Source organism: Chitinophaga rhizophila (assembly GCF_019492185.1).
GTDB classification, from domain to species: Bacteria; Bacteroidota; Bacteroidia; order Chitinophagales; family Chitinophagaceae; genus Chitinophaga; species Chitinophaga rhizophila.
The window spans coordinates 1,049,775-1,066,940 of record NZ_JAICCF010000001.1; the positions used below are offsets into that span (position 1 = coordinate 1,049,775).

Sequence of the window (17,166 nt, forward strand, 5' to 3'; positions counted from 1 at the left end):
TGGTCTGAAAAAAACATAATAAAAAGTGACGGGGTAACCGTTGTGACAAAAAGTTTGTCGCGGGAATACTTTTTCCGTTAGCATTGGTTTACATATATTGGATAGACCGTACATATCGCCGGTATTAAATTACATTTTCAGAATTCCTAAAAAATGGCGGTGTATAATCGACTTAAGACAAATATAATACAAAATTACATGTTACAACATGTAATTTGCAAATACCGGTTTTTAAGTAGTTAATTGTAACCATATTAGAGCATTTTGTTATTATAATATAGTCAGGGTGAAATAGACAAAGACATATTTTTTCGATTCCAACTGTATTTCAAATTATAACCAATCCATTATCCGTTTGAGCTACATTGAGAAGGTTAATGATAATGACTGCCAAAGTCAATTTTTCATCTTACGAAAAGGACGCGGTTTCGTTCTTATTCCTTTATATATCCTGCATTTACAATTCTTCTCCGAATAGAATTTGAAATTGGGATGAAAAAGCCGAACCTCTGGTCAACATATGGAAATGCTAATGATGGCAACTTTTGACAGAGAAGAGGCTGCTCCACCTTAATTTTTTTCACTTTTGTGATTACGCAAACAAACTTCCGAAGGTTACAGCAAAAAAAAAATACGCTATCTATCGGTTTTAAGCGAAAACTTGTACGGCTTTGGACGGATTTTTAAATTTTTGGGCCTACGTCATAATACGTATCCAGGTAAAATTGCTAATCAGGAAGGGTAAGATTGGTTTTTTTGAGGAGTTCCAGCTTATTGCGAACACCAACCTTTTTGTAAATATTACTTGCATGGGTGGTAACTGTCCTTTCGGACAAATAAAGGCGCTCTGCTATTTGGCTGAATTTTAAACCACTGGAAATCATCAAAATAATTTCCTTTTCTCTTTCCGTTAAATTGAATCGATCTGCCGCGTCTTCTATCCGCTGACTTTTGGTTAGCCCTTGATGTTGTAATTCCAGATAGTCAGCCCGTAGAGTTTTAATTGTTCGGGTAATATACAATACGGTGATTACCAGAAACCCACCATTAGTTAAGGATGCCTCGACAGCTTGAGGAGCATCGAGGTAGGAAACGACGGCCAAAGATGTCCAGGGAAACACCGCCAGGTAAACACCGATAATTTCCGGCATACTCCTGATATCTTTATTGTCTTTATATGTAGGAAAAATTGCTCTGGAAATAGCTACAATTAATGTGAGAGAGTAAAAAAACGGAATCACCAAACCATACTCCCTTGCCCAAACGAGGTTTTTGTTAATGGAGTAGGAAATAACAAAAAACACTAAATACGGAACCAATAGGAATATAACCACCCCATAGGTAGCGTGAAATTTAAGTTTTTTCAGGTTAAAGGCTTTGTAAAAGTAAAACGGGAAAAAGGAAGCCATACAGAAACCACTCCCATAGGCTACCATATTCTGAATGTGAATTGGAACGGAGAAATTTTTATCAGGAAGCAATCCGCTGGCAATATTGTATGAAAGAAGCAGAACTAATAATATTAAATACCATAATCTCTGTTTATCTTCCGGCCGAATTAAAAAGAAAACGAGTTGAAAGATAAACATGATCGTTTCGAGACAAACAAATATGAATGTCACAATATGCATCTCAGTTCCGAGCACTAACATACTTCCATTCTCTTTTTAGCAGGAACAACAGGTACCCGAAGTCGAGCTCATGGTATTTAGTAAAACCAAACTTTTCGTACCATGATACATTTTCTCTCAGAGAAGTTTCAAGATAAACATCTCTGTCTTTAGACTTGGCGTATTGAAGAATTTCAGTTAGCAGCTTTGTCCCAGTTCCCGCCCCTTGAAATTCTGGAATAACGCCAATAAACCATAAGTAGAAAAAAGGATAGTTGGGGTGGTGTTTTTTAATTGCAAATTCTCTTTTTTGCGTCTTAAAAATATTCCCAAGTCCTAATGAAAAAAGAACCAACCGCAAATCCCAAAATATTGACTTGATACTGGTTCTTCGCTTGTCTGAGTAGAGCAATAACGCACACCCTGCTTTATTATCTGAAAGAAATACTTCCCCAAATTGGAGACATAAATGAAATGAGTATTCCATCAGGCAACGGATTCGGTCAATTCTACTCCGATCTTGCTTAATGATGAAGTTGACACTTGGGTTATTTTCAAAAGATTTCGTCAGGATATCCAAAACTGTTGTTTTGTCTTCCAGGGTTGCCTTTAACATGGTACAGACTAAAATGGGTTAAATTACAATAGAACAACTTGTATCTGAATAATTAGTTAGATGGCGTGCAATACTAATTTACAAACTAGAATTTGTAATTATATTTCATATTTATCGGAAAAATGGCTACGTCAATATCGGTGAAATTGATATTACCGCCAACTTCAGTACAGGTTGGATAATTGCCGGCCCGCAATAAATACAATTATTTCAATTGATTTTCGCTTATTCCTCATCCCACTCCTCCAAAAGCTTTGGTAAATCTACTCCCTTACCAAGCACGGGTTTAAACAGGTCGCCCTCCGATTGAATACGTGATAAAGCATTGTCAATAGTAAAATCTTTCATTTTCAACCCTTTTTTTACTTCTTCCCAATGAAGTGGCATCGAGACGGTTGCTCCAGGCTTGGGACGTAACGAATACGGTGCAGCTAGCGTTGCCTTCGGGCGATTTTGCAAGTAATCAACGTATAACTTGCCTTTACGATTTCTGGTCATTCGCTCAATGCTGGTAAATTTTGGTAAGCGGTGATGAACATTGGTGGCGATTAACTTGGCAAATAACTGGCATGCATCATATGAATATAATCCTCCTAAAGGTATGTAAATATGAATGCCAGTTGAGCCCGAAGTCTTTGGATAACCAGGAACTTTCAATTCATCCAATACCTGTTTTACAGTTTGGGCAGTTTCGATTACCTGTTCAAAAGTATTGCCTGTATCTGGATCAAGGTCTATGAGGCACCAATCAGGCTGATCCGGATTGTCAATTGTACTATTCCAGGGATTCATTTCTATGGCGCCCAGATTCGCCATATAGAGCAAACTGGCCTCATCTTCAGCTACAAGAAAATTTTTATCTTCCCCATCGCTTGTATGGTATGGAAACTGCTTTATCCAGTCAGGTGCTTTGCCTGTAACATCCTTTTGATAAAAACTATGGCCCGTTATACCATTTGGATAACGATTCATGGATTGGGGTCTACCTTTCAGGTATGGAAGGATATAAGGTGCTACCTGGTAATAGTAGTTTAGCATGTCTCTTTTAGTAAATCCTTCACCAGGCCAATAAACTTTGCTCAAATTGGAAAAGTTTAAGTCATGGCCATTTACTTTTTTCACTTGTGTTTCTTCCGTAGGATTTAACAAACTTTTCCGGCTGCCTTTGCCGGGAGGCTGCAACAATTTCTCTGTTTTCCTCGCTTCCTTCTCATTTAGAACCTTCTCAGCTTGGACAGCTGTTTCTGCTACCACGGTATCCGCTGCTTTATCAGTACGCATACCTTCGAAGCTTGGATGCCGCATGACACCATCATCTGTGATTTCTGCATAACTGACCTCGCATAGAAGCATCGGTTTTAACCAGGTGACAGTCGCGTGCGGCGGATTCCGGCGAAAACGCGACGGCTTGTTTACGTCTATCTCCTCAGAAAATGGATTGGTTTTAGTAATAAGCGGCTTGAATTGCCCCATCATTTCCTTTTGCAACTTATCATTGAATCCTGTACCGATCTTGCCAGTATACATCAGCCTGTCACTCTCATAAACGCCGACAAGTAGGGAACTGAAAGCTTTGGGAGAATCCTCATTGTTTGTAAAACCACCAATAACTACTTCATGGCGCTTGTTTGCTTTTATTTTTAGCCAACTTTTGGAACGATCGCCAGGGCTATATGTGCTATCAGCTTGTTTGGCCATGATACCCTCCATGCCCATTTGGGCGGCAGCAGCCAGAAATTCAGTAGCTGATGTTTCAAACGTCTCACTATAACGGATCAAATCACTCTTTGGCATAGTGGACTTCAGTAGTTCCCGGCGCTGCCTAAGCGGCACTTCCATTAGATTCTTTCCTTCAAGCCATAGCAAGTCAAAAACGTAATACACCAGGCTCCCATCCGCTTCACTTCGCCAGTTCTGTAAGGAACCAAAATGCGCAACACCATGTTCATTCAATACACAGATTTCGCCATCAACAACTGCGTTTATTGCCCAATCTGATATTGCCTGATACACCGGATAATGTTTTTCATTGAAGCTTTTATTGTTCCTGCTTACTAATTCAACATTTCCTTTGTTACTTAATGTTAGCGCCCGGTAACCATCCCATTTCACCTCATATAGCAAGCCCTCCTGATCAAATGGGTGATCAATTAATGTAGCCAGCATCGGCTCAACCCTCTTTGGAAAGGCTGCTTTAGTGCCAATCTTAGGGGTCTGAGCATTAGATGATACAGAATTTGTTTTGGAAGAGGCGGATCTTTTGGAAGTTGGTTTTGTTTGGGGGACTACGGTGTTCTTCGTTGAGGTATGGGTAGCTTTTGATTTTACGGGATTTTTCTCCGGTTGACCATAGATAGTGGTAGAAGTTTTGGCTACCTGTTCTAATGTCTTTTTACTAATGACAGACTTAGTTTTTAGCGTAATATCGACTTGTTTTGCGTATTTGTCCTTGTGTTTAATTAAAAACCAGGCATTGTCTCCACGACCCTTTGTTTTTACAAGGGCAAATTCACCCTTTAGCTTTGATCCTTTAACCGGAACTTTATTGAGCCACTATGCCAACCTCCAAAAGGGCCTTTTCATCCTTTTTCTTATCCCCTGTAGGCTCCAATGGCTCGTAAGTCCCCTCATCCCAAACGATCACCGTACCGGCGCCGAAATTACCTTTAGGGATAATACCCTCGAAATTGCGGTAATCATATGGGTGATCTTCTACTTCCATAGCCAACCGCTTATCAGCTGGATTTACAGATGGGCCTTTAGGCACCGCCCAACTTTTCAGCACTCCCCGCATCTCCAGGCGGAAATCATAATGCAAGTGCGAAGCTGCATGCTTTTGCACCACAAATCGTAACTCGTTCCCATCAGCATTGCCGCCGGTCGGCTCCGGTGTTTTGTCGAACGAACGTTTTTCCTTGTATTTAGTCAGTCCCATACCATATTGGTATAATACTCATGCCAATTTGTTACTTTCATCTAGAAAAGGAGTTGAGAACGGGTAAGCGAACTCAACCTTTTTTAGCACCTGGGACTTTGTAAATATGAATTATTATGGATCTGTTCTTAAAAGTAAGCTTCAAATTACACCGGGGTTGATGACGACCCATTTGTTGCTATTTCTTTTTCATAAGCCAGACTTGTATAGCCCATTACTTTAAGGTCAAAACAATTCTCAATTCCCTTTACAAATCATGCTCTCAAATTCAGCGTTTGTGGAATTGAAATTAATGTCCGGCAGGCGCTTTAGGTGGCGGGCCTTCTAAGTAACTGATATAATCTTGGCTTAAATTATGATCTAACAAGAACCTTTCTTCCCATAATAAGTAATCGTCCGTCGGTGGATTAGACCATCCATCTGCAGCCGGATCTTCAAGTGTTTTTAAAAGGTGCCATGTAACGTCTAAAGGAGTTTGATTATCTAATAGCGCCATGGAATTGTAGTCCTTAGGCAGAAAATATTCACTATTTAATTGCTCTGCGGAATGGATTACTGCCTGGGCTTCTGCCGGTGTTTTGCAGAAATAATACTCCAGACAACCGGCCACTAACATAAGGAAAGTCCTGTGATTAAATTTAATAGTGTCCAATCCGTCAGCGGTATAATATAGGTAATCCGGCATTTACTCAAAGTTAGATAAAATACTTCCTGCTGCGCACAAATACGGAAATGTTTGCTGATTGGAAAATGTAGTTAGCATTTTGCTGATATTAGATCATATTGAGCTTTAAAGTATTACCAATTTTCTAAAGGTATCAAATCACATGCTAACAAAAATCATTGAGAGTATTACCGCCGCTCCACTCCTGCCCTTGAGCCAGGGCGAAATTCTTTTCGGCGCCGTTTCGCTCAAAATAACTTCCCACACTGCTATGAACAAATAAATCATTTTCATAGGTAACCTTGCCAAGTAACCAGGGTTTTATTGCGTTCGGGGTAACGTCTTCACCTAAAACCCACAGAGTTGTATTATCAATAGAGGTGGCAATGGAAACAACCTGTACTTCATTATAAATATTTCGGCAGAAAATATTACCAGTTTCCAGATTTTTCGCATAGGAACCTATCGGATCAGCCAGGACCGTTTGAGGGCAACACGGGAATTCACTGGCTGTTATCCAATGTCGCTGCACCGCGTTTGGAGTTTTAGAAGCCACTAAGTCTGGTTCCGGTTCCACTTCTTCATCAGGTATATAATACCTATCTCTAAATATCCAATCGTCTATTGGCCTACCTGAGGATGGATAATTGTCCTTTTCAGCCCAGGCCAGGAAACGTGCTTTGCTGTTCTGCGCTTCGCTCTCTGTTACCGTCTTCATCCAACGAAAATCGGCATCTGGAAAATCGAAGGCACCGGGGTTTGACAGAAAGGCTTCTACACTACCACATATATGGGCGATCTTCTTAGCAGTGAATGGATTAAGAATGATGTTTTCTAATCTTGTTACCCAACGTAGATTGCCAGGCCTATTGTTCTTTCTATTTGTATCAATGTGATCGGCTACCATACCTTTAGCTGGTTCTCCATGAAAAGCAGTAGCGACAATACGTTGAATGCCAATCGAGGAAATTACCAGGTAACCATCTTGATTAGGTTCTCCAAAAGTCCATCGATTATCATCTTTACGAAGGCGTTTGCCATCACGGGCATGCCGAAACACAGCTCCATTATCACGAACGGTAAAGAGCTCACCTTTATAGACACATTGTTTTTCACTCGCAAAATCATCAAAATGTACAGGCATAGGGGTCAAATTTTATAGACTGTATTAATAAACAATTGGAAACGAAAGTTCGCCGTTTAACTTTTCCTCGATAGCATCCATTTTTGTATGCGCTCTAAATTTAGTTTGCATTTCCAATATAGATGGAGCTTCGTAATCTTCAGCAAACCTGTCAAATAACTTAATGTAAATAGTACCGGGAGCAACAACCAACGTATTTATTGCGCCTGCAAACGACATCACGTCTCTCTCTTCAAAGTATCCCCACGCCCCTGGCCCAAACCACATATCAGGGGCCGCCATAAGCAACATATTGTAGGTTTGAATGTGGCGACCGGGATTGCTGCTAATGTCTACCGTTAAGCCGACTTTATCAGTCCAGTAAGGGTGAGCAATTAGTTTTCTGCCTTCCAGGCTTTTTCCGAATAACTCAAAATTTGAGACAAATTGTTCCCTTTGCCAGCAGGCCTTTGAGCTATCAAAAAGCATTGCAAAATTGAATTTTCGCTGCGATGCTGCGAATATAAATCCTTCTAAATTGAAGAAGTCGTCGTCTAAAAGGATCACGCGGATTATCTCAGTTGCATAAGTTTCGTCCCGCCAGTATGCAACTGAATTCATATCCGGGTATTCGGTAATTTCAGATAGTTCACCAGCATGCAGCGAAAACCAATCTTCTTTGTCGGAACTAAGACTTTTCAGGATATCTCCGGCTTGCACGAGACTTTTTCCCTCATGAAATGCAAAAGCTGACTTAATCACTTTAACAGGGCCTTTTACGTGGGGTTTTACCAGTTGATAGGCATCGGCGGCAGTTTGAAATGTGCCGATTGTAAAGGAAATCTCAAATCTCATAACAAATATGTATAAAGAACCACCGGTGGTTAAAAATAGCTATAGTAACTAAAAGGTAATTGCATTTCTACAATCACCTTTTACTTACCTTTTTAGAATAGAAAATTAAACTAATAATAGCGTTTGAAAGGCAGCTTATTATTCAATAACTCCTCAACCTCGTCCATCTTACTACATTTCCTGAATTCCCGTTGAAGTTTAAGAATGGATAAATGCTCGTAGTCTTCCGTGTCAACATCAAACAATTTGACATATAATAAATTGTCAGTTATTCTACGGCTTTCTTCCACTATAGTACATGCCAATAGATTGTTTAAATCAAAGTATTGCCATGCTCCGGCGCCAAACCACATTTCCGGTGCTGCAAACAAACGCATCCCAAAGGTCAAAATATCACGCCCAGGATTATTCGATATATCGATCGTCAGTCCTGAACTCTTTCCCCATACTGGATGTACTACCTTCTGTCGATGTTCATGTGTTTTTTGGAACACTTCAAAATTAGAAACAATTTGTTCGCTTTGCCACCTCGCTTTCTCATAATCAAAACGTTGTGCTGTCGTGAAACCTAGTTTGTTAGCCGCTAATAGCAATTTTTCGAGATCAAGGAAGGACTCGTCTTCTATATCAAATGTTAAAATCTCGATCTGGTAATTCTGCTCTCTTAAAAATGTTACCATACTCACATTTTCGTCGTACAAAGTAGCATCCGGTTCCGAGCCATTATGGATAGTAAATGAATTGTCATTAGTGTTTACTAATTCCCGTACAATTTCGTCAGTATCCGTTATCCAATCATTGGATGAATATGCCTTGTTCGAAAATATTGACGTCATATTACAATTTAAATGGTCCAGAATGAATTGGAAAGCCGAACCTGTATTTTCAAATGCTCCTATAGTAAATGATATTTGTAATCGCATATAATTTAGTAATGTGAAAGCTCAACCATAATGTTTCTCGAGCTTGCTAATTTAAGAATTTCTGCATAGTTAGCAGGAATATGTCCTGGAGGAGTAACAATATGTAGCTTTTTAAAAGGAGTTGAGATTTCTGACAGCTCCAAAATATTCTTACGAATATTTAGCGTCTCAGACATAGTTGTCTTTAGGCTAATAGACGTCATTCCATCCGAGAAGTCTACAGTTTTAGCGTAGGGTGTATTTTGATAACCGGCATATACCGTTCTGGAATATACTTCTTCAATTGCCTTCCCGCGTGGGCCAGGAGCCTGCTGCCATATCGGATCAATATCCGTCCTTGCCAGGTTTTCATCATATTTATATGTTTTTAACGCTGGCGTTGGTGTAGTTGGTATTGGTTGTATATTTTGCAATTTTAGTTCGCCAGTCCAAAAGTTTCTTCCCTCGATTTTCGCAAGAATACCGTTGGTAGTTCCTCCGAATGCAAAACCAAATACCATACCCTTAAGGCCTTCTTTTGCTCCTTCCGTACCAGCAGTTGACGCATCGCCAAAGGCTACTGCATTGCCATATCCTTGAATATATCCACCTACACCACCGCTAAAGGCACCGGCACCAGCACCCGCAAGGAAGCCACCTCCACCAAGCGCCACCCCTGTACCCGCTAAACCTGCGCTGGCTCCAACACCAGTGATGGCACCTAACATGGCGCCGCCCGTAGCAGCCGTAGCAGCTCCAGCAATAAACCCAATTCCAAACGCCTTTAAACCATTACCCCAGCCGACATGACCTTTCATATGCATAGCGAAAACGTTCACAGCTCCGCCTATAATCCCGCCTATGATGATATGCCAAAGGCGGCCGTCCGGATCAATGACCATAGTTGGGCGATTGCCCATAGCCATATATGGGCTGTAGTCCTGGTTTGCGGGATCGACAGCAAACCATCTTCCGAGCTGCGGATCATAGTACCGGGCATCGAAATTGTACCATTCAAGGCCGGTTCCATCAGCAAACTCTCCCCTTTGAAGTTCTTTACCCTGGAAAAGTTGCCTGTTTTCCAGGCTTAATGGAGTACGGGTACTTATACCGTCCATTACCAGTCCCCAGGGATAATAATGCGTTTCTTCCAACACGGGGCCGGTTATGTCCGTTACAACAATGTCGTCATAATAAATATCCTGCTCTGTTTCATTGGTCGGAAATACAAACAGGAAACCGCTTTTCTCTATAACCATTTGATCTACGGACAACTCCTGGATTTCGTCAGGCGAATTTTGAACCTGCCTCACACCACTATTGCCATCTACGATCTGGAGTTGGTCGTCAAAAAGCGTAAAGTTCATGAAGGATTTAAGCTTATTATTGGATAGACCGTTTGGCTCTTTTTCCTTCATGCGCTGGTAGCCATTATTGTAAAAATTACCGGTAAAGGTTTCCTGTTGTAAAGCCTGTATGTAACCATGTACTTGAGATTGGGCATTTTCGTCTCCAAAGACCTGAGCTAAGGACATAATCATATCTTCAGCCGGTACAGAATGGCTATTGTTTGTAGGTCCCTGGGACTTAAAGAAAGCCTTTGCCTTAATTTGGATAGTATCTCCTGCGTTTACACGCAGTACCAGCGACGGGCCGATTTTCTTACCGTCTGATTTTGCGCTTAATTTAGCCATAAACGAACCATCTGCCGTATCGGTTTCAGGATAGCCTATAGGTTTCGAGGAGCGGGTTTCTTCAACATTACTGAAGGTTGCTACTTCCTGTGGGGCATTTTCAGGCTCCATAGTAGCTGCATACATGGTAAAGTTCGTCTGTTCTGTTAAAACCGACCGCGTAGCGCCGACATGATCTTTGAGGAAGTAGTCATAAGCACGTGTCGGCGTTTGCCCAGCTTTATATACCATTCTGATGCGGCCTTCCTCATGATTGAAATAATACAATGAATCGTTTTGATATACGAACCCATTGATATAATCCGTCGTTATAGTCCTCACTGGACTAACAGTGCTGTCTACCACCGTCTTTTTAAGACGTCTGCCCATCGCGTCATACAGGTAAGAAACTGTTCCCTTACCTAATACTTTGATCATTTCAGGCAGGTTCAGGTGGTTATAACTGATACTGGTTATAACCTTATTGCCGTCAGTTATCATATTGCCTGCCGGGTCATAAGTATAATCACTATCTCCGGTGCCATTGATTTCTTTAAAGTCTCCAAGTGTTGAAGATGGATTATTAGCCAGGTCTCTTACACCAGCCAAGCGGTTACTATTCGACTCATATTTATAGCGTAGATTGTCAATAGTAACGCTACCACCTGGTTTATAACCTTTTTGGTTCATTGACAAGATGTTGCCGTTCATATCATAAGCGGAATCCGGGTTGATACCGTCACCCACTTTCATACTAAAATCTATTCCTGCAGACGTGTTCCAGGAACCGGAGGTATTCTGAGTAAAATCGGCTTTTAACAGGCGGTTGGCAATGTCATAAGCAAAGCCGTAGGAACGGTATGCATTATCGTTGTATCCGCGCCATCTTGTCCCTGCCAGGTTGCCGGTGTATTGCGCTGTATAAACACTGTCATAGTATAGTTGGAGGCCGAAATGGTGATTTTTGCCTTCCGTTGCTCCATTAACAGCATAGCCTTTATTGATGTTTTTGAGCCATCCCCTAATGTTATAGTCATACTCCAAACTGTCAATAAATGAGCCTAGTACCTTAGTTTTCAGTTCACCTAATTCATTGTATCTATGCTGTGACACTGTTTTAAGTACTCCATCATCATTGATTTCCTTGCTTAGCTTGATCAATTTACCAGTATGATCGTAAGTCATCGCATTATAAATGGTAGTAGTCGGTGTCAGTCCGCTACGCTTATTGTTTTGGCGTATATAGCTCCCCAGCAGGTTTCCCCTGTAATTGAACAAGTTTGTAATTACGTCCGTACCGCCTGTTCCATTATCCATCATAGTTTGAATAATGCGGCCTTTGTCATCGTAAAATGTCGTGGAGGTCAGCCATTGATTGGTACCAATTATTCTCACCTTCCTGCCTGTCATTACACCTTCTGTCAACATACTAATAGTTGTAGGCCGCTCAGGGTATGGATCACTGCCAGCTTTAGGCTTTGCAAAATCAGCTGTATTCGCCGTATGTGCGCCTGGAAACGAATAATCGTCGTAAAACGTATAAGTTAAAGGAGTAAGTTGGTTACTGGGAATGGATGGAAGCGGGTTGTCGGCAGTAATACTTACAACTTGGCCTGGAACAGTAGCGATTTCTGCTGTCATTTCCTGGGTAGCACCTGTTTCAAAGCCCGGCAATAAGGTTATACTACTGTTAGCCTGGTAAAGATCTTTGTCATTAACAGCGGTACTAAGATCATCCACACCAGGAATAGTATAGCTTAATGTCATGCTCGAGGACGCAGCGTTCAGACTGCTCTGTAGCTGTGCTCTTGTACTGGATGAATTATATAATGCCTCCATAACCGGGCGATCCCTGCGATCGTAGAAAGTAACCATCCATTTATTCTGGTTGCGCATGTTTCCATCCCTGGAAAACACCTCACGATTTTTGCGATCATATACTGTCTCCACGGAATCTGTGTCCGGAGTCTCTTTTACAATCATTCTTCCCCGCTGATCGTATCTATATTGGGTGCAATAATTCAGCAAAGAACTTACGCTCCAGCTTGCAGTAATAGCTTTGGCGACTGCAAGCGGCGGAATTACTACCCTTATATTTCCTAAATCATCGTAGACATTATAGGTACATAGCCAGCCCATATGGCCTGTTCCCGGACTAGCCACAACCTGCACTTTGGTTAGCACTTTTTGACCCAATCTGTTCGTATAGGTAACCACCTTTTGGTTATTCTCGTCTGTTCTCACATCTTCCACCAATTCCCCGGCAGAATACCTGCCACTTGAAACGGGTGTATTACCGTTCAGAGACCATATTCTAACGCTATCGGCCACAGTATTGGTTTGGTATTGACTAGTAACACCTCGACTAGAACCGCCCCAGCTTCTTCCTTGAGCCATTACTTTTTGAACGACTCCATTCGGCGAACGCTCATATACGCTTTGACTGTATGGTATGATCTCTCCGGAATAGTAGCTGTTGTAAAACGTTCCCTGGTCAGCTAACGGGTTTGCCTGAGCATCCCCCGTTGCGGTAGATGACACATAAGGTAAATATTGGTTCCGCATCCTTCCAACTGAATCATATACATTAAGTGATATGACATCTTTGGCTGAAGGTGACTGTCTTTTATCTATGGTTTGAACCGTTCTACCAAGACCGTCTGACAATACGGTGCTTTGTTTAACTTCACTGGCTGTTCTTGCCAAGCTGATCGTTAGGGATCCCGTTTTTAGTGGGATCATTGGTCTCCATGACCGCATGAAATTCAGATCGAAGTTCAGTGTATCGTTTGCCTGTTGGGCCTTAGATGAAAGCCCACACAGTAAGGATAACAATGAGACCGCGATACTGAAATATTTATATTTCTTTTTCACGATAATTCATTTTTAACGTGTGTAATTAATTGTAGGGCGGTTTATTTGATGATATACCCTCCCGGCTTCAAAACGTAGTCAATATGACATTGGAATGTCCAACAAGGATAACCAGGTGGATCGCATTCTGTCTTTTCATAATCGCGGATTAACCCGTATTTTATGACAGTCTGGTAGCCATTAGCGATTGAGTATTCATCTGGCACCGTTTCACAGGTGTTATTAATACCAACTACTAAATTCAGGTTTGTAACCTTCTTAGGTTTGGTCAACGCGGCATCGGAATAAAATTTAACCACTACATCCTCTGTTCGGTCAAGATCCACATCCTCATAGTAAATTTTAGCATATATCACTCCGCAGGTACCGTTTGTATTCGCGTAATTTTGGCCGTTAACGATCACTGTTGCCATTGCCAAACTATCCGCTTTGTACTGGCTGATCCCGGAGGAATAGGTACCGGCTGCAACGGTGTAAACAACTGTGTCAGGAATAGCGGACCCACCAGTACAGTTCGTTTGAACGAATGATCTGGAAATCGCATTATTCTTATAGAGAATATTGCAATTCACCTTTTCACCTGCCAGACCGTAACAATTCATTTCCAGGATATTACCCTCCACATCTTTTTTAAGGCGTGGACGGCCCATATCATCGTACTCATTATATAGGATCTTGTTGTTTAGCGAACTACTGGAAATTACATTACCAAAGAAGTCGAAATTGCTGGTAACCATTTGACCATCACTAGGATAAGCCCGCAACTCGTCGATTACGAGGTTTGAAGCTGTCAGAGAAATTGTGGAAGTAGTCGCAGGCAGCTTGTTCCTGTAAAGATTCCAGGCTCTTTCAGTACCAATTTTTTCTGCCGCCACCCCTGCGATCGTAATTCCTGCGCCCATTGTCCAGTATGTGACGGTATACTCCCTGCCAGCGGTCACGGTAGCTGAAATGGTACCGTTCAGTCGATATGCTCTGGTACCGGTCATGGCGTCGGAATAGTAATATTGACCGGCAGGCACCGTCCAGTTGCCATTATTTGATCCCTCGAAACTGGTATAAGCGACCTCCGAATAGGCAGCATCATCTATGGTCGCTACTGGCTGTTGAATGGCATCATCCCAAATAATGGACTGGCGAATTCCCGTTTGGTTATTCACCGTCTGTAGAGGTACCAGTTTACCATCATAACGCTCTATTGTGCTTAGTAAAGGCATTAGCGTTGAGTTGCGGACTAATAATGCCGGATTAAAGGCGCCAATGGTTGCCAATGGAACAGGGGAGTCAGATTGAAGTTCATATATATACTTTGGTTTAACCTTCGTTCCTGTTACATTTTCATAACCAACGATGGAAGCGGAAACCATTTGTTCACTGGTGGGTGTTTTGATCCAGGTCTCTTCAGCCACTTTTACGATAGTCCCACTATCTCTTAATTGTTTAAGTGGGCCGGTTAACGTGTAGTTGTAAGGATAGTACACCCTTGTTTCCCTGAACTTTTGCAAATCCTTGCTTTCCCTTTGCCGGGTATTTACCAGGTTATTAAGTGAGTCGTAGGTATAGCTGGTACTTTGGATCAATGTGTCCGTTCCGGAAATCAATTTTTGTATTGAGGAATCAAGCAGCGCGTGCCCTGTGATGGCGTAATACGTATCTTCCTCATACCCGGTACCGATAAATGTGTTTTGGCTCGAATAGCTATGTACATCCGCCATCAGCTTCACCGATTTGAATGCAGTGTCTGTTAGCGGTGTTACATTAAAATCATATTTATTTTCTGCTATTTCCTTTACCTGGTTATACAGGTCTATCTTAGTAATCTTTTTGGGTAGGCCCAGTTCCCAGGATGGATACATTTCTTCCGCAAAGGGGAACTGCGGCGGTGAAGGGAAATAGTTCAGATCCTTGTAGGTACTAAATTCATGAACCACTTTACCATTACCAGGAACACTTTCCTCTACCCGGCTATAACCAACAGAAGCGCCCCATATATAATCCATATTATTAAGCGGGTGAGACACTCTTACGAAGTAATCATATGGTGCAATTCTCTTATTGATCGTAAAAGTGTAATCATACTTCGGAATGAAGAAGGCAAAACCGGAACTGGTACCGTTTTCCTGCACGTATTTGAAGTTCCTGATTTGTGGAGGTGCACCATTCAGGTTTTCCTGTGACACGATTTGTTTTACCCTGACGCCGCCCATAACCATATAGGTGCTGTCCTGAGAATCATTAAGCCAGCTGAGCGAACAGGCAGGAATTTCCGTTGTTCCGCAGCTATTGATCGGCACAATACTCAATGTATAGGTTCCACCGGGAAGATCAAACGTTTTCCCTAGTCCTAAGGCACCGCCATCCGTGGAAAAGGTGTCAATCGTTTGATTTGCTGAATTCTTAAGAGTGATCTTTGATGGACAGTGATTTTGCCGGGCGACCAGCACGTATAACTGGGAAGTGGACGCCGAATATTTAGTTACCGTGAAAGAGCCTGATGCACTTGTGGTGGAATTACCACCTATAGTGCTCGATGCTTTTGTCTGTGAGAAATAATATTTCCTGTCATTTGCTTCATAAAAAATGGAATATTGAGAGCCGTTCGGGTATTTAATGCCAGTTAGCATACCGGAACGTGCATAGGTACTATCCGGGTCCCTGTTGGCGCCAGAGTAACTGCCCATTGCCGGTATCAGACCAAAATTGAATTTATTATTAAAGTAGCCCCAATGATCCTGGGCAAAACTCCCGATCTTGGGTACCACAAGGCTGCTATAGCTAAATTCCGTCGGCAGGTAAGTCCGGAACTGCGTGTAAACAGTCATTTTATCTAACCTTAGCTTGGAAATCGCTGCGTTCGTACTGCCGTACGGATACACCGTTCCGATGTTGGAGAAGTAAGAGTAATCGAACTTATAGCCCATTCTCAACACAGAATCTCGTAGCTCAATATTCTTCAGCGCATATTCACCCTTTGCATCTGCACGCTCAGCGGTGTCGTAGTTGAAATTAAGTGTAACACCGTAAGGGTACTGGATTTTCTCAAGGTACTTTTCATCCACACGCACATACAAGCTGTCGTTATAATTCACAGTTGTTTGACCGGATGCTTCAAACCGGCTCGCGCCAGTTTTTATATATTTAGCATTAAGGACACTCTTATAGGCGAATCGAATGGTATCTTCTCCATAGGTAGATGTCGCGGAGGTCAGGTGCCAGGCCGACACAAATGGCAGCCAACTGTCGTAGGAAGAAAAATGCCGGGTTGTAACTTCTGTGTTCGAGAAAAGGTAGCGGCTACCATCTTCCAGGATTAAGGTAAATTCCGTAATGATCCCATTGGCGCCGGTGATATTGCCTAGTTTATACCGGACCTTTATATTCTGGCGGGGTATCATTACGATCTTACCGTTTTTGCCTATAACGAATGATCCGGACCTGCCACCGACGTTGAATTGGTAGATATCCTGTTCACTGTCAATCTCGTCTTTACCATATTTATCCCAGCTATAGCGGGTCGCATTACGTCCCGATGCGGGGCCAGGATCCACTTCCGGAGTATACATAAACCCTTTACCTGGATAATCATCCGGTAAGCTGCGGATATTGCGGGTGATCATGCCACCGGCACTGATTTGCCAGCCTACGCCGACGCTAGTTGCCGGTTCATCAACCTTAATACCGCCACCGATATAGTTGAGCGAGACATCGGAAGCGATGCCACTTCTGGAATAGCTGTGGATCGGAAAATTGATCTCTGGAATGCCGGTGAAATGGTTTACAGGGATGTTCACCTGCTTGCCCGATGCGACCGAGGCGGAGCTGCCGGTCACATTATTGTTCATATTGGGAGCTTCCTGCGCCTGCAACCGGAACGTCACAAGTAGCAGTAAGACCAAAAAATATAGGTATTTCAT

At 42.2% G+C, this 17,166-nt stretch carries 10 protein-coding genes; all 10 read right to left on the reverse strand.

Annotated features, from left to right (window positions below; genetic code table 11):
- Positions 1 to 728 precede the first annotated feature (728 nt).
- Positions 729 to 1,652, reverse strand: a complete 924-nt coding sequence (locus K1Y79_RS03840) for a LuxR family transcriptional regulator (protein ID WP_220248676.1) — start codon at positions 1,650 to 1,652, stop codon at positions 729 to 731.
- A complete protein-coding gene (locus K1Y79_RS03845; protein ID WP_220248677.1) occupies positions 1,633 to 2,226 on the reverse strand; it encodes a GNAT family N-acetyltransferase in 594 nt (197 codons plus the stop codon). The genes K1Y79_RS03840 and K1Y79_RS03845 overlap by 20 nt, the downstream gene beginning before the upstream one ends.
- Positions 2,227 to 2,451: 225 nt before the next feature.
- The gene (ligD, locus tag K1Y79_RS03850; protein ID WP_220248678.1) at positions 2,452 to 4,392 is read right to left on the reverse strand and encodes a DNA ligase D; all 1,941 of its coding nucleotides are present in this window, start codon (positions 4,390 to 4,392) and stop codon (positions 2,452 to 2,454) included.
- A 376-nt stretch (positions 4,393 to 4,768) separates the two neighbouring features.
- Positions 4,769 to 5,161 carry a DNA polymerase ligase N-terminal domain-containing protein gene (locus tag K1Y79_RS03855; protein ID WP_220248679.1) on the reverse strand — a complete coding sequence of 131 codons (393 nt, stop codon included), beginning with the start codon at positions 5,159 to 5,161 and terminating at the stop codon, positions 4,769 to 4,771.
- A 289-nt stretch (positions 5,162 to 5,450) separates the two neighbouring features.
- A complete protein-coding gene (locus K1Y79_RS03860) occupies positions 5,451 to 5,777 on the reverse strand; it encodes a hypothetical protein (protein WP_220248680.1) in 327 nt (108 codons plus the stop codon).
- A gap of 214 nt (positions 5,778 to 5,991) precedes the next feature.
- Positions 5,992 to 6,969 carry an HNH endonuclease signature motif containing protein gene (locus K1Y79_RS03865; protein ID WP_220248681.1) on the reverse strand — a complete coding sequence of 326 codons (978 nt, stop codon included), beginning with the start codon at positions 6,967 to 6,969 and terminating at the stop codon, positions 5,992 to 5,994.
- Positions 6,970 to 6,993: 24 nt separating this feature from the next.
- Positions 6,994 to 7,803 (reverse strand): hypothetical protein, encoded by an 810-nt coding sequence (locus K1Y79_RS03870; RefSeq protein ID WP_220248682.1) that lies wholly within the window; start codon positions 7,801 to 7,803, stop codon positions 6,994 to 6,996.
- A 110-nt stretch (positions 7,804 to 7,913) separates the two neighbouring features.
- On the reverse strand, positions 7,914 to 8,726 hold the full coding sequence (locus tag K1Y79_RS03875) for a hypothetical protein (RefSeq protein WP_220248683.1): 813 nt from the start codon (positions 8,724 to 8,726) through the stop codon (positions 7,914 to 7,916).
- Positions 8,727 to 8,731: 5 nt separating this feature from the next.
- Positions 8,732 to 13,138, reverse strand: coding sequence for a DUF6443 domain-containing protein (locus K1Y79_RS03880; RefSeq protein ID WP_317197478.1), 4,407 nt, complete (start codon positions 13,136 to 13,138; stop codon positions 8,732 to 8,734).
- 155 nt (positions 13,139 to 13,293) lie between these two features.
- Positions 13,294 to 17,166: a DUF5977 domain-containing protein gene (locus K1Y79_RS03885; RefSeq protein ID WP_220248685.1), complete on the reverse strand. Its 3,873-nt coding sequence runs from the start codon at positions 17,164 to 17,166 to the stop codon at positions 13,294 to 13,296.

Bases quoted from the DNA above. Each gene is read 5' to 3' on its own strand.
- K1Y79_RS03840 (WP_220248676.1), bottom strand. From the start codon at position 1,652: ATGTTAGTGCTCGGAACTGAGATGCATATTGTGACATTCATATTTGTT.
- K1Y79_RS03845 (WP_220248677.1), bottom strand. From the start codon at position 2,226: ATGTTAAAGGCAACCCTGGAAGACAAAACAACAGTTTTGGATATCCTG.
- ligD (WP_220248678.1), bottom strand. From the start codon at position 4,392: ATGCTGGCTACATTAATTGATCACCCATTTGATCAGGAGGGCTTGCTA.
- K1Y79_RS03855 (WP_220248679.1), bottom strand. From the start codon at position 5,161: ATGGGACTGACTAAATACAAGGAAAAACGTTCGTTCGACAAAACACCG.
- K1Y79_RS03860 (WP_220248680.1), bottom strand. From the start codon at position 5,777: ATGTTAGTGGCCGGTTGTCTGGAGTATTATTTCTGCAAAACACCGGCA.
- K1Y79_RS03865 (WP_220248681.1), bottom strand. From the start codon at position 6,969: ATGCCTGTACATTTTGATGATTTTGCGAGTGAAAAACAATGTGTCTAT.
- K1Y79_RS03870 (WP_220248682.1), bottom strand. From the start codon at position 7,803: ATGAGATTTGAGATTTCCTTTACAATCGGCACATTTCAAACTGCCGCC.
- K1Y79_RS03875 (WP_220248683.1), bottom strand. From the start codon at position 8,726: ATGCGATTACAAATATCATTTACTATAGGAGCATTTGAAAATACAGGT.
- K1Y79_RS03880 (WP_317197478.1), bottom strand. From the start codon at position 13,138: ATGCGGTCATGGAGACCAATGATCCCACTAAAAACGGGATCCCTAACG.
- K1Y79_RS03885 (WP_220248685.1), bottom strand. From the start codon at position 17,166: ATGAAATACCTATATTTTTTGGTCTTACTGCTACTTGTGACGTTCCGG.